This window comes from Kribbella koreensis (genome assembly GCF_039525325.1).
Taxonomy (GTDB): domain Bacteria; phylum Actinomycetota; class Actinomycetes; order Propionibacteriales; family Kribbellaceae; genus Kribbella; species Kribbella koreensis.
Genome location: NZ_BAAAHK010000020.1, coordinates 277072 through 290549 on the forward strand (window position 1 = coordinate 277072; position 13478 = coordinate 290549).

The following is a 13478-nucleotide window of genomic DNA, read 5'->3' on the forward strand; positions in this document are numbered from 1 at the left end:
TGTGCTGAACGTTCGCCTGCCGTCGCCGGTCGTGGAACTCCACGACGAGCGGCTGACCGCCGCGGGGGTGCGGGTGCTGTTGAAGCGCGACGACCTCGTCCATCCCGAGGTCCCCGGCAACAAGTGGCGCAAGCTCAAGTACAACGTGCCGTTGGCGGTGTCGGCGGGCACCTTGCTCACCTTTGGCGGCGCCTATTCCAACCACCTCCGCGCGGTTGCTGCCGCCGGCCACCACTACGGCTTCAACACCATCGGCGTGGTCCGAGGCGAGGAACACCTGCCCCTCAACCCATCCCTCGCCTACGCCGTCTCGCGTGGAATGCACCTCACCTACCTGGACCGGGCCACCTACCGAGCCAAGACCTCTCCCCTGGTCCTGGACCGCCTCCACCAGGAATTCGGCGACTTCCACCTGCTCCCCGAAGGCGGCGGCAACCCCGCCGCGGTCCGTGGCTGTGCCGAGTTGCTCGCCGAGCTCGCCGAGCCGTACGACATCCTCCTGTGCGCGGTCGGCACCGGCACCACCCTCGCCGGCTTGACTACCGGTTCCCAGCCGACCATCGGCGTACCAGTGTTGAAGGCGTCCTTGGAAGACGACATCGTCGCTCTCCAGCAAACAGCTTTCGGCGAGCGCGTCGGCGACTGGCGCTTGCTCGCCGGCTACCACTTCGGCGGCTACGCCAAACGCACCCCGGTCCTGGACGCCTTCATCGACGACTTCGTGTCCAGGCATGGGCTGGCGCTCGACTGGGTCTACGAGGCCAAGATGATGTACGCCCTCTTCGACCAGGTCCGCCAAGGCGCCTTCAGCACCGGTACGACGATCGTCGCGCTGATCAACTAGGTCCCTTGCCGCCCGAGCGCGGTCAGGTCGATGACGTTGGTCGTGAACCCCATCGAGTCGCAGCCGCGCCCGTACGTCGAATAGGTGTGGTGCACGTCGTCGTCGACCCGCAGGAAGCAACTCATCCCGTGCAGGTCGAACGGCTGCTCACCCTGAACCAGCCCACCGCTCGGCAACGCGTCCCACTCGGCCTTGCTGCGGTAGTTGTACGACAACGGAACGACCGACTCGTCCAGCGTCACGTGGTAGTCGTAGTTGAACCTACTGCCCGCCGACGAGTACCAGGGGAAGGTCCAGCCCTTCTCCTCCTTGAAGGCCGCGAGCTTCTCGTACGGCGCCCGGGACACCGCCACGAAGCTGGTGTTCAGCTCGTACAGGCCCTTCAACGCGCCGATGTCCTCGACGAACCACGAGCAGTTCGGGCAGCCCGCGTTCCAGTCCGGCGGGAACATGAAGTGGTAGACGACCAACTGCTGCCGCCCGTCGAACAGATCGAGCAGGTGGACCTCACCAGCCGGGCCTTCGAAGACGTAGTCCTCGGCGACCTCCACCATCGGCAACTGGCGGCGCTTCGCGTTCAGCTCGTCGCGGCGCTTGGTGAACTCCTTCTCGTCGGCCAGCAGCCGCTTCCGAGCCACCAGCCACTCTTCGCGCGACACGATCTCGGGCAGTTCCATCTGCACAACTCCTCTTCGTGAGCCGACCTGGCACCGGTACGTCGGAGTCGCCGTCCGACGCTCGACATCCACCCCATCCCTGGCCCACTTTGTGCTCGACCTGAGCGTTCCGACCGCCCCAGAACACTCAGGCGGAGCACAAAGTCCTCGAAGTGCACCGGTGGACTCAGGTGGGTTCGGCGAGGCGCCGGGTGAGGAGGACGGCCAGGGCGGGGAGGGTGGCCAGGCAGGTGAGGACCAGTTGGAGCGAGGTGGCCTTGGCGGCGGCTGCCAGGGCGGGGGCCAGGACTCCCCCCGCGCTGACGGCCAGGCCGAGGGTGACGCCGCTGACTGTGCCGACGCGGGTTGGGAGGTAGTCCTGGCCGAGAGTGATGTGCAGGGAGAAGGGGATGTAGAGGGCGATGGCGGTGAGGGCGACGAAGAGGAACAGAGCGGCGGTCGGGATGAGGGCGACTCCGGCCAGGGCGAGCGCGGCGACGGCGTACGACCAGCGCATGGTGACGAGCCGGCCGTAGCGGGTGGCCAGGCGGCCGCCGAGGAGGGTGCCGATGACGCCGCCGCCGAACAGTACGAAGAGGGTCGTCGCGCTGGCTCCGGCGCTGAGGTGGAGCCGCTGGCCGACGTACAAGCCGAGGAAGGTGCTGAGGCCGACGTACGTGATCGAGCGCAGGACGATGATCGCGGTCAGCGTGCGGAAGGCGGGCCAGTCATCGACGCCTCCCAGTTCGCGCGGCCGCAGTCGGGCCGCGCCACCGGATCGCAGGAGCGGCACGGTGATGGCGGCGCCTGCGACGGCGGGGAGGATCAGGAGCGGGCTTGCCGCCAGGCCGGCGTACGCGAGAAGCGGACCGGCCGCGGGAGCGACCGCGAAGCCGAGGTTGCCGCCGAGCGAGAACCAGCTCATCCCGACGTGACTGCCGCCGGTCACCGAGCGCGCGGTACGGGCCGCTTGTGGGTGGTACGCGGCGACGCCGATGCCCGTGAGGCCGATCGCCGCGAGCGCGAACGGGTACGACTCGGCGACACCGATCAGCGCGACGCCGAGCCCGGCCGTGATCATGCTCGCGGGGATCAGCCACGGCATCGACCAGCGATCGGTCAGCAGGCCGAAGACCGGCTGGACCACCGACGAGAGCAGCGTCGCGGCCAGCACGAATCCGGAGACGGCCAGGTAGTCGTAGCCGCGCTCGGCGACCAGGAACGGCACCAGCACGGGGACGATGCCCTCGTAGAGGTCGACGCTGCCGTGGCCGGCGGACAACAGCACGGTCTTTCGTTGCACGCCTTCCAGCCTGGTCCTTCGCCGTGCTGACCGGCTTCCGATAATCTGACAGATGATGTCGATTCCCCGCCACGCCCCGATCGCGCCGACCGCGCTCCGCAGACTCGCCTCCGGCGCCGGGATCGACGCGCATCGCCATGACGACCACCAGATCGCGTACGCCGCCAGTGGCGTGCTCGCCGTGACGACCGATCGCGGCCATTGGATCGCCCCGGCGACCCGCGCGATCTGGGTGCCGGCCGGGACCGTCCACGAGCATCGTGCCTATGGCTCGACCGACCTTCACCTCGTTGGCCTTTCGGACAATCCCATCGGCCTGGATGCACCAGCAGTACTGGCCGTCGGCCCGCTGCTGCGCGAGCTGATCATCGCCTACACGGCCGATCCTTCTGAAACCAGCGACGCGCGGCAGCGGCTCCGTGGCGTCCTGCTCGATCAACTCGAACGATCACCACAGCAACCAATCCGGTTGCCCGTGGCAACCGATTCCCGCCTCGCCGCCGTTTGCGAGATCCTGTCCGCCGACCCCGCCGACGGACGCGGTCTGGCCGAACTGGGCCGCACGGCGGGAGCCGCTGAGCGCACCCTGTCGCGCCTGTTCCGCCACGAGTTCGCGATGACCTTCCCGCAATGGCGCACGCAACTTCGTCTCCACCACGCGCTGATCCAGCTGGCCGAAGGCGAACCGGTCACCACCGTCGCGTACCGCTGCGGCTGGTCCAGCCCGAGCGCCTTCATCGACGTCTTCCGCCGTACCTTCGGCCAGACGCCCGGCAAGCAGTTCTAGAGATCGGCCTCATACGTCTGGCTCAGCAGACCCTCGCCGAACAGGTTGTGCGGTTCCTCGCCGGTCAGCTTGAAACCGCGCTTGAGATAGATGTTGCGAGCGGCAACCAATGGGTCGTTCGTCCAAAGCACCATTCGCTTGTAGCCGGACTCGCGAGCAAACTCCATGCAGGTGTCGACGAGCCTGGCGCCGAGCCCCTGACCACGGCTCGACGGGTGCAGTAACAGCAGCCGAAGCTTGGCGGTCGCCTCGTCCGGGCCGCGCACGCAGAACACGCTGCCCACCCGCTCACCGTCCTGCTCCGCGATCCAGGCCGCCTCACGCGCCGGGTCGAAGTTCTTGCCGAAGTCGGCGACGATCTGCGCCACCAGCGCCTCGTACTCCATCCCCCAGCCGTACTCCGCGGCGTACAGCTCACCGTGCGCCTGCACCACCCAGCCGAGATCCCCCGGCCGATCCGCGCGTCTGATCTCCATCTGCCCACCTCGATCTACTGACACGACTGTTTCAGTAGGAGATACTAGCCGGGTGACCACCACGAAACCAGCCCCTTCCGCCCGGGAGACCGAGCTGCTCGAGCTCGCCTACGCGTACTCGCTGACTCACGGGCTGGCCGATCTGTCCCTGCGCCCGCTGGCGACCGCGATCGGTTCGAGCCCACGGGTGCTGCTGTTCCTGTTCGGCAGCAAGGACGGCCTGATCCGCGCCCTGCTCACCCGCGCCCGCAGCGACGAACTGGTACTCCTGCAAAAGATCACCAGCCAGTACGCCGAACCGCCCGGCCTGGAGGTGGTCGCCCGCGAACTGTGGACCTGGCTGGCCGCCGAGGAACGCCGCCCCCTGATGAAACTCTGGGTAGAGGCCTACGGCCGCTCCCTGGTCGCCCCCGACGGCCCCTGGTCCGACTTCGCCCGCTCCACCGTCGAGGACTGGCTAGACCTGTTCAAGTCGGTCCAGCCAGGCAAAGACACCAAGGCCGCGCAAGCCCGCCGTACCGGAGTACTGGCGGTCCTGCGCGGCGGTTTGCTCGACTTGCTGGCTACTGACGACACCGCTCGTGTGACGGCAGCGGTGCTCCGAGCCCTACCTGTGGATAACTCCCCGGCAAAATCGACCCCCGCCGATAGACTTAGTTAGGAAAGACAGGGGCGCACACAACCAGCGACGCCGCTCAGGGAATCAGCTCGAAAGCGACCGTCCGCTTGGCAATGTCCGCCTCGGTGAGCTTGACGCGGACCGGCTGGCCGAGGGGCAGCGCCGCCGTGCCGGTGACGCGGCCTTCGATGGCAAGCGTGGAGAGAGCGACGATGCCGCGGGTCGGTTCGCGGTCGTCGACGTCGGTGATGACGCCGTCGAAGGTCGAGCCGACCTGGTCCGCGACGAGACCGGCCTCGACCATGCCGACGATCGACCGCTCGTAGGCGTGCGCCTTGCGGTCGCACTCCTCCATGATCTTCGGGATCTCGTCCATCGACTCCCGCACCCAGGCCGGCACCTCGGCATCCGCGCACAACGCCACGCAGATCTCACTCGTCCAGCGATCGACCAGCCGGCGCAACGGCGCGGTGACGTGCGCGTACTCCGACTTCATCGCGGCGTGCTCCGGTTGCGCCGGAACCCCGCCGGAGAAGGACGTGTAGCCGGCGCCACGGAAAAGTACCGTGCAGGCCGCGAGCATCGCCGCGTGCGCGGGCACCTTGGGATCGAGGCCGTGGATGAACTCGGCGTACGACGTGCCGACCGGCCACGGGATGCTGAGCGCCTTGGCCGTGTTCTCCAGTTTGCGCCGCAGATCGTCGTGCGACTCGGGCAGCGTGCGGAGGATGCCGATCTCGCCGTACATCATCAGATGCGCGGCAGCCATCCCGGTCAGCAACGAGATCTGCGCGTTCCACCCCTCGACCGGCAGCGGCGCGCGGAACTCCAACGTCCATTGGCCATCGGAGGTGACGACCTCCTGATCCGGGATCGGCAGGTTGACGCCACCCCGCTCGAGTTCGCGCTGCTCGCGGAGCTTGCCGACCTCGCGGAGCAGTTGCAGGCTCTCCGAGGCGGTGCCCGCGTCGAGATCCTTCTGCACACCGGCGTAGTTGAGCTTGGCGCGCGACTTCACCAGCGCCCGCTTGCAGCTCACATCGGTACCTTCACCCGACGCGTCGACCGTGATCGTCCACAGGATCGCCGGCCGGACCTGATCGGGAAGCAACGACGCCGCACCCTCGGACAGCTCCTGCGGGTGCAGCGGCGTGCGCTTGTCCGGCGCGTACAGCGTCTCGCCGCGTTTGCGCGCCTCGACGTCGATCGGGTCACCCGGCTGGACGAACGCGGCGACGTCGGCGATCGCGTAGTGCACCGTGTAGCCGTCGCCGGCCCGCTCGATGTGCACGGCCTGGTCGAGGTCCATCGAGTCCGGCGGATCGATCGTCACGAACTCGATCTCGGTCCGGTCCAGCTCCGGCAGCCGCGGGTTGCCGGCAGCGGCCAGCGCCGCCTCGACCACCGCGGGCGGGAACTCCGCCGGCACCTCGAGCTCCCGCCGGATCGCCTGCATCGAGGTCCGGAAGACCTCCGGAACCTCTTCGGCGAAATGCACCCTTTGCAACGGCACGCGACCACTCCGTCCATCCGCCGGGCACCCCGTCGTGCCGCGGTACTGGGGTCAGACTAGTGCGGGTTGGACGTTGAAGGACTTAAGTGAGGCGAGGCCGTCGGCGTACCAGTGGATTTCGGTCAGCGTGGCCGGGGCGAGCTCCATCCGGAACAGCGAGTTCATCGGGGCCTGGAGGACCGATCGGACCATCAGTTTGATCGGGGTCACGTGGGTGACCACGAGCACCGTCTTCCCCGGGTACGCCGCGAGCAGCCCGTCGCGCGCGGACCGGGCCCGTCGCGCACAGGCGTCGAACGACTCGCCACCGGGCGGGGCGACCGTGGTCGACCCCATCCACTCGTTCAGCGCGTCCGGCCACTTCTGCTGGACCTCCGCGAAGGTGTGGCCGTCCCAGTCACCGAACGAGCACTCCACCCAGCCCTTCTCGACCTTCACGTCCAGCCCGAGCGTCTCCGCCACGACAGCAGCCGTCTGCTTCGTCCGTACCATCGGGGAACTGACGATCGCGTCGATGCCGCCCCGCTGCGCCAGGTACCGCGCGGCCGCTGCCGCCTGCTGCTGACCGATCTCGCTCAGCGCCGGGTCATCCCCGCCGGAACCCGAGAACCGCTTGTCGACGGTGTGCGGCGTCTGGCCGTGCCGCAGGAAGATCAGCTGGGTCGGCGGCTCGGTCTGAGCACCCCAACCCTGCATGGCCTTCTGCTGGTCCGAAGGCTCAGCCGGTACTACGGATTGCGCGGCCGGCCCTTCAGTAGGGCGCAGCGGTACCGGCTTGCCGTCAAGCGCCATGTTCGCCAGCGCGTCGGCGGCGGCGTTCTGGGCACGCGGCACCCAGGTCCACTCGGTCCCGAACGGCGCCAGCGCCTGCGCCTTGACCGCCAGCGGCTTCATGTCCGGGTGCTTGATCTTCCAGCGCCCGGCCATCTGCTCGATCACCAGCTTGGAGTCCATCCGGACCTCGATCGAGGCGTCCGGCGCGTACTCCCGGGCCAGCTCCAGCCCGGCGATCAGCCCGCTGTACTCCGCGACGTTGTTGGTCGCGATCCCGATCGTGACGCCGGCCTGGGCGATCACCTCACCGGTCTGCGGATCACGCACCAGCGCGCCGTACGAGGCCGGGCCCGGGTTTCCCCGGGAACCGCCGTCGGCCTCGACGATGACGTGCGACGGGCCATTGCTCACAGGGTGCTCTCCGAGGTCCGTACCAGGATCCGGCCGCACTCCTCGTGGTGCAGGACGAAATCGGGCGCCGCGGCCTTGATCGCGCTCAGGTCGGACGGCGCCAGCTCCATCCGGCAGCCCATGCAGCGCTTGCCGACCAGCGGCGCGGCACCGATGCCGCCGTTGCGCTCACGCAGCTTCTGGTAGTTCGCGACCAGGGCGTCCGGCAGCTCAGCGACCACCTTGGCGCGCTCCTCGGCGAACTTCGCGCGCTGCTCGTCGAGCTCCTTCAGCGCGGCGTCGCGGGTCGCCTCCAGCTCGGACTGCCGGCCGGCGAACGCGTCCGCGCGGGCCTGCAGGTCGGCCTGGACGACCTCGGCCGCCTCCAGCTTCTCCATCACCTCGAGCTCGGCGTCCTCCAGGTCGGAGATCCGGCGGTCGAGCGAGCCGATCTCGTGCTGCAGGTTCTCCAGGTCGCGCGGCGAGGTGACCTGGCCGGACTCCATCCGCTGCTGGTTGCGCGCCTTGCGCTGGCGGACCTGGTCGACATCGCTGTCGGCCTTCTTCTGCTCGCGCCTGAGGTCGCCGACCTCGGTGTCGGCGGCGACCAGTTCTTTGTCGACGCCCGACTTCTCCGTGGCCAGCTCGGCCAGCGCGGCGTGCTCGGGCAAGGACTTGCGCTTGTGCGCGACCTGATCCAGCTGCAGGTCGAGGTCCTGCAGATCCAGCAACCGGCGTTGCACGGCGGGCTCGGCGTTCAGGGTCGGCTCCTTAGATCGCGTTCAGTTGTCAGCCCGGCACCGCTCAGAGCCGTAAGGTCCACGCGTCGGTGCAGAGCGTCGAGATGTGAGTGTCCACGGTACTGCCCTGCTCTGCCAACCCCGCGATCAGGAGTCGTTCCGCGTCTTTCAGCCACGGCCACTCACTGGCCCAGTGCGCGACATCGACCAGCGCCGGCCCCTCGTCGTAAGCCCGGGCCTCGGTCGCCGGATGGTGCCGGAGGTCGGCCGTCACGTACGCGTCCACCCCAGCCGCCCGGACCCGCTCGAACTCGGAGTCCCCCGCCCCACCGACCACAGCCACCGTCTCGATCACCCTCTCAGGGTCACCAGACACCCGTACGCCGTGCTGCGTCTTCGGCAGCCGCTCGGCGACAACTTCAGCAAACCGCCTGAGCGGCAAGGCCTCAGCCAGTACGCCGACCCGCCCACCACCCCGCGTGCTGGGCAGCGCCGCCATCTCGTACAAATCAAACGCCGGCTCCTCAAACGAATGAGCCGCCCGCAACGCCTCAACCACCGCCCGGCGCCGACGCCGCGGCAACACCATCTCGACCCGATCCGACGCCACCCGCTCGATCTCCCCAACCTTCCCGATCGTCGGATCGGCGCCGTCGAGCGGCCGGAAGGTCTCCTCCCCCGTGGAACTCCAAGCCGCCCGCTCGTAATCCCCGACCTGACCCGCGCCCGCCGCAGCCAGCGCGTCGATCATCTGCTGGGTCTCCCCCACCGGCACGTAAACAACGACCTTGTCCATCGGATCCCCGGCCATCGCCTTCAACGGCCTGGTCTCTTCGAGCCCGAGCGCCGCGGCCAAAGCGTCACTGACGCCTGGATTCGCGTTGTCCGCATTGGTGTGGCAGACGTGCAACGCGGTACCGCTCCGGATCAGGTCATGGATGACCCGCCCTTTCGGGGTCGTCGCCGCAACGCTGTTCACCCCTTTGAGCAGCAAGGGATGGTGCGTCACCAGCAGATCGAACTCCCCGCGGATCGCCTCGTCGACCACCTCGCGCATCGGATCCACCGCAAACAGAACCCGCCGCACCACCTGCCCCGGATCCCCCGTCACCAGCCCAACGGCATCCCAGCTCTCCGCCCAGGACGGGTCGTACAGCCGGTCCAGCACCCCGAGCACATCCGCCAGCGTCGTATCCACAGCCATATCCTGCCGCACCCCTCGCTGCGCACACTGTGGGGAACCTTCCTGACGGCCCCGGGACTCTTATGAGTGTGATGACATCGGCCGCGAGCCATGACGCAGACTGACGACGACTTCGCCGCGTACGCCGCGGCGCGGTACGCCACGCTTCTGCGCACCGCTGTCCTCCTCGGCGCGAAGGTCGATGCGGCCGAGGACGCCGTACAGGCTGCGCTGGTGCGGTGCTACCGGTCCTGGCGAGCGATCCGGCGGGCCGACAACACCGATGCCTACGTCTACAAAGTGCTGGCGAACACCATCGCGAAGAGCGGCCGGCGCCGCTGGCACGGCGAGATCCCGACCGAGGACGTGACCGAACAGGTCGGTCACCGCGGCGACTATGCGGGTACGGTCGCAACCGCCGTCACTCTGCGGCGGGCGCTCGCAGCCCTCCCGATCGACCAACGCGCCGTCCTGGTACTCCGGTTCTACGCCGACCTGTCCGAACGCCAAACGGCCGAAGTACTAGGTATCGCCGTCGGCACCGTGAAGAGCCGTACCTCACGCGCCCTCGCCGCACTGGAAGGCAGCTCTGCTCTGGAAGGCCTGGAGGACCGCAATGCGTGAGAAGGAAGCCCGCACCCTGCTCGAGGCCGCCGTCTCCGACGTGGCCGCCTCGTCCCCTCCCATCGACACCCTCCTGGCCCGAGGCCGGCGCTCACGAAACCATCACCGAGCCCTCACCGCCGTCGGAGCCGTCCTGATCGTCCTGGCCTTCATCGGCATCGGAACAACCGTCGGGACGCTCAACGACCACACCACCGTCAGCTCCCAGCCCCTGCCCGCAAGCGCCACCCCTGAGGAGGTGATCCGGGCCTACGTAGCCGCCAAGAACGCCAGGGACAAGGCCACTGCCCTGTCCTACGTCACTCCCCGCCGCGCCGAAAGCCTGCTCGGATCGGAGGGCGGCTTCTTCGGAGACCGCTGGCCGTTCGGCCTCCGACGAGCCAAACCGATCACCGACCTCCGCCTGGAACCTCCGGACAGCAAGTACCCGCGCTCCGGCGGCGGCTCGATGGCCGACGGCTGGCAACAGGCCGTCTTCGTCCGAGCCACCTACCAACGCAACAACACCCGCACCCGCACCCAATGGGGCTACCTACTAGTCCGCAACACCACCACCGAACGCTGGTCCATAGCCGACGAAGGCCCAGCCTGACCCTCCCCCTGAGCAGCCGCCGCCCAACCACTCGCTAACCACAACCAGCTTCCCGACCCCAGCCCCAGCCCACCAAACCGCCACCACACACCCCGCGAACTCACTCCCCTGCCCGCGCCACCCACCAACCAACCGCCACCCCCGACACCCCCGCGCCCCGTCACCCCGGCATCACGGCGGCCCCGTCGCCCCGGCACTCCGGCGCCCCGCGCCCGTCACTTTCGCCCCGCGCCCCGCGCCCCATCACTTTGGCGCCCACGCGCCCAGTCGCTTTGGCACCCCGGCACCCCGCTGCCCCCGCACCCGTCACTTTCGCGCCCTCGCGCCCCATCACTTTTGGCGCCCACGTGCCCCGCCACCCCAACACTCCGGCGCCACGCCGCCCCCCAACACTCCGGGCACTCCGGCACTCACCGACCATCCGCACGCGCCCCAGCGTTCCGCCGAGACCAAGCTCAGGCGGCGTGAACTGGGCCGCACAGCACCACGAGAAAGCGGACGGCCCTATCGGAGTGACGCGCGATCAACCGGCAACTCGGGTTGAGACGGCTTTCCAGGCAAGCACCTGCATCACGCGCTATCAGCCCACGGATCGACATCAGCCGAACCCGTCCCTCCACACGACTTCTCATCGACAACGGCGGACCGGTCCACCCCGGCCGAATCACCCTTCCAAGGATCGGACTCCCGTGCACTCGGGATGTCGGACACCCTCTCGCCGCCGGCCGGCGATCGCAGCTGGCGGCCGCTGTCGCCCCAAGGATCCAGATTCGCGACTTCCTCGGGACTGACCCACCCCACCTCATCGCCAAAGGACCAGCCCAGCCCAGGCCTCCGCGCCCCCCTCCCACCGCCACCATCACAACCATCACCACCACTGTCACCGCCATCGCCATAGGTGTCGGTGTCGGTGTAGGAGTCGGAGTAGGAGTCGGCATCGGCATCGGCATCGGTGTCCGTGTCGGCATCGGCATCGGTGTCGGCATCGGCAAGGGCGCCCACGAGTCCGACGCCAGCCGCACGCGGCCCAGCCCAGGGGTTAGCATCCATCGGCGCCGACCGTGCGCCCGAGCCGACCAGCCAAGGCCCACCATCCGCGACCGCGACAGCATTGCCCGCATCTCCTGTGCCTCTGCCACCGCCACCGCCAGCGCCAGCGCCAGCGCCAGCGTCCGTCGACCAGGGGTCAGCACCCATCGGCGCCGACCGCATTCCCGAGCCGACCACCGAAGGCTCACCATCCGCGACCGCGACAGCATTGCCCGCATCTCCTGTGCCTTTGCTTAAGCCAGCGCCCGTCGACCAGGAGTGAGCATCCATCGGCGCGGACCGCGCGCCCGAGCCGACCGGCGAAGGCTCACCATCTACGGCCGCGACAGAGTTGCCTCTGTCTTCCATGCCGGTGCCGGTGCCTGTGCCTGTGCCTGTGCCTGTGCCTGTGCCTGTGCCACTACCGGTGTCCGTTGGCCAGGGGTCAGTGGCCGTCGGCGCGGGTGCGGTGGCGGGGGTGGTGCTGGGCTGGTCGGGTTTTCGGCCGGTGTTTCGGGGTGGTGGGTCGGCCCAGGATGGGCGGGTCACGTGCACCTGGTTGTTGACGATGCTGATGGTCCAGTGGCCGTCGTGCAGCGAGTTGTGGTCCACCCGGCAGAGCAGGACGAGGTTGGCGAGGCTGGTGACCCCGCCGTCTTGCCAGCTGACCAGATGGTGCGCGTCGCAGTAGATCGGTGGGGCGTGGCAGATCACGCAGCCTTTGTCGCGCTGGTTCAACGCATTACGCAGGCCGTTGGTGACGTACCGGAACTCGCGGCCGACATCCAACGGCTGACTGTCCGAGCCCAACACGATCGGGATGATCCCGGCGTCACACGCCAACCGGCGGATCGCCGCCGCGGACAGGCCGTCGCCGTAGGTCAGGTCACCGGTCGCGTGCCGGCCCGCGTCGAGGAGGTCGTTGAGGTTGATGGTGACCGCGATGTGCGGCTTGATCCCGCCCCGGGTGGGCAGGTCACCCGAGGCCAACGCGATGTCGAGGGTGTCGATGAGGGCGTCGGCTTGGCGTTTGCCGCGGGAGCGGGGGTCTTGTTCGCCGTCGTCGGTCTTGTGCGGCTTCGCACCCGCCTGGAGGACGGTCTGGAGTTTCTCGGCGTTCTCGCCGGCGAGGTAGCCGCCGAACTTGACGCCGTCGTCGGCTTTCTTGACCCAGACTTCTTCGCGGGCGCGGGCGGCGGCTTCGCGGGGTTCGGGGCCGTCGGTGTCGAGGATGTTGCGGACCTGTTCACCCAGGCTGCGCAGGCCGCTAGGGTTCATGTGCCGGGCCGCCTCGACCATCGCGCCGGCGGCCGCGTCGAGTTCTTCGACGGGGATGTTGGCGCGTTGGGGGAGTTTCTCCAGCGCGGACACGATCGCGTCGGCCTGCGCCGACGACAGCGCCACCGCGTCGTCGGGCAGGTCGTTGCCGGGGGCAGGAAGCGCGGCGGCGACGGTCGGGTGTTTCGGGAGTGCGAGGGCGAGGCGGACGCGGCGGCGGGCCTCGGCGGGGTCGAGGCGGTAGCGTTTCTCGAGCAGCCGGGCGGTGTCATGGGCACCGATCTCCTCGGCGTACCTGATCTCGTCCAGGCGGCGGACGACCTGGTGGCGGCGGGCCAACAACTCCTCGATCGCGGCCTCGATGACGTCGGAGTCGCACAGCAGCTCGTCGCCGCTCATCAACTCCACCGCCCGGTCATCCATACCCGTAACGTTAGACGAGTCCGGGGACAGTTTCGGGCCGGAAAGCCCTTATCCACAAGGTGAATTCCTCACCACTTCACATCAACCAAGCACCTGTAGGTTGTTTGAAGGGCCGGCCTCGTTCCGGGTAGGCGTCTTGGCTAGTTGAGTTCGACAGCGGCCAATCCCAACGCTGTCTCTCACACTGACACCCAAGGCGACCATCGGCCAACCAGGGACTCTCTTTTACGTTATCTGTTGCTCAAAG

13 protein-coding genes are annotated in these 13478 nt (G+C 68.5%); 5 read left to right on the forward strand and 8 right to left on the reverse strand.

Annotation, left to right across the window (positions count from 1 at the left end; all coding sequences use genetic code 11):
- Window position 1 precedes the first annotated feature (1 nt).
- Window positions 2-844 carry a 1-aminocyclopropane-1-carboxylate deaminase/D-cysteine desulfhydrase gene (locus tag ABD116_RS36420; protein ID WP_343981405.1) on the forward strand — a complete coding sequence of 281 codons (843 nt, stop codon included), beginning with the start codon at window positions 2-4 and terminating at the stop codon, window positions 842-844.
- On the opposite strand, the gene ABD116_RS36425 is transcribed toward ABD116_RS36420, so the two are convergent.
- Entirely contained in the window at window positions 841-1521 is a 681-nt protein-coding gene (locus ABD116_RS36425) for a DUF899 domain-containing protein (protein ID WP_343981408.1), read from the reverse strand. The genes ABD116_RS36420 and ABD116_RS36425 overlap by 4 nt on opposite strands.
- Before the next feature lie 166 nt (window positions 1522-1687).
- Entirely contained in the window at window positions 1688-2803 is a 1116-nt protein-coding gene (locus ABD116_RS36430; RefSeq protein WP_343981411.1) for an MFS transporter, read from the reverse strand.
- A gap of 52 nt (window positions 2804-2855) precedes the next feature.
- On the opposite strand from ABD116_RS36430, the gene ABD116_RS36435 reads away from it, so the two are divergent.
- A complete protein-coding gene (locus ABD116_RS36435; RefSeq protein WP_343981414.1) occupies window positions 2856-3590 on the forward strand; it encodes an AraC family transcriptional regulator in 735 nt (244 codons plus the stop codon).
- On the opposite strand, the gene ABD116_RS36440 is transcribed toward ABD116_RS36435, so the two are convergent.
- The gene (locus ABD116_RS36440; protein WP_343981417.1) at window positions 3587-4129 is read right to left on the reverse strand and encodes a GNAT family N-acetyltransferase; all 543 of its coding nucleotides are present in this window, start codon (window positions 4127-4129) and stop codon (window positions 3587-3589) included. The genes ABD116_RS36435 and ABD116_RS36440 overlap by 4 nt on opposite strands.
- On the opposite strand from ABD116_RS36440, the gene ABD116_RS36445 reads away from it, so the two are divergent.
- Complete coding sequence (locus ABD116_RS36445; RefSeq protein ID WP_343981420.1) at window positions 4119-4727, forward strand: TetR/AcrR family transcriptional regulator; 609 nt, start codon at window positions 4119-4121, stop codon at window positions 4725-4727. The genes ABD116_RS36440 and ABD116_RS36445 overlap by 11 nt on opposite strands.
- 34 nt (window positions 4728-4761) lie before the next feature.
- On the opposite strand, the gene ABD116_RS36450 is transcribed toward ABD116_RS36445, so the two are convergent.
- The 4 genes from ABD116_RS36450 to ABD116_RS36465 all read right to left on the reverse strand — a co-directional run bounded on the left by ABD116_RS36450 (window position 4762) and on the right by ABD116_RS36465 (window position 9300).
- Window positions 4762-6198 (reverse strand): RNB domain-containing ribonuclease, encoded by a 1437-nt coding sequence (locus tag ABD116_RS36450; protein WP_343981424.1) that lies wholly within the window; start codon window positions 6196-6198, stop codon window positions 4762-4764.
- Between the two features lie 51 nt (window positions 6199-6249).
- Window positions 6250-7383 carry a bifunctional RNase H/acid phosphatase gene (locus tag ABD116_RS36455; protein WP_343981426.1) on the reverse strand — a complete coding sequence of 378 codons (1134 nt, stop codon included), beginning with the start codon at window positions 7381-7383 and terminating at the stop codon, window positions 6250-6252.
- Window positions 7380-8105 (reverse strand): zinc ribbon domain-containing protein, encoded by a 726-nt coding sequence (locus ABD116_RS36460; RefSeq protein WP_343981429.1) that lies wholly within the window; start codon window positions 8103-8105, stop codon window positions 7380-7382. The genes ABD116_RS36455 and ABD116_RS36460 overlap by 4 nt, the downstream gene beginning before the upstream one ends.
- Before the next feature lie 61 nt (window positions 8106-8166).
- Window positions 8167-9300 carry a Nif3-like dinuclear metal center hexameric protein gene (locus tag ABD116_RS36465; protein ID WP_343981432.1) on the reverse strand — a complete coding sequence of 378 codons (1134 nt, stop codon included), beginning with the start codon at window positions 9298-9300 and terminating at the stop codon, window positions 8167-8169.
- A 96-nt stretch (window positions 9301-9396) separates the two neighbouring features.
- Between ABD116_RS36465 and ABD116_RS36470 the strand changes: the two genes are divergently transcribed.
- Complete coding sequence (locus ABD116_RS36470) at window positions 9397-9909, forward strand: SigE family RNA polymerase sigma factor (RefSeq protein WP_343981436.1); 513 nt, start codon at window positions 9397-9399, stop codon at window positions 9907-9909.
- The gene (locus tag ABD116_RS36475) at window positions 9902-10501 is read left to right on the forward strand and encodes a hypothetical protein (RefSeq protein ID WP_343981439.1); all 600 of its coding nucleotides are present in this window, start codon (window positions 9902-9904) and stop codon (window positions 10499-10501) included. The genes ABD116_RS36470 and ABD116_RS36475 overlap by 8 nt, the downstream gene beginning before the upstream one ends.
- 570 nt (window positions 10502-11071) lie before the next feature.
- Here ABD116_RS36475 and ABD116_RS36480 read toward each other — a convergent pair.
- Window positions 11072-13231, reverse strand: coding sequence for an HNH endonuclease signature motif containing protein (locus tag ABD116_RS36480; RefSeq protein ID WP_343981443.1), 2160 nt, complete (start codon window positions 13229-13231; stop codon window positions 11072-11074).
- Between the last annotated feature and the right edge of the window lie 247 nt (window positions 13232-13478).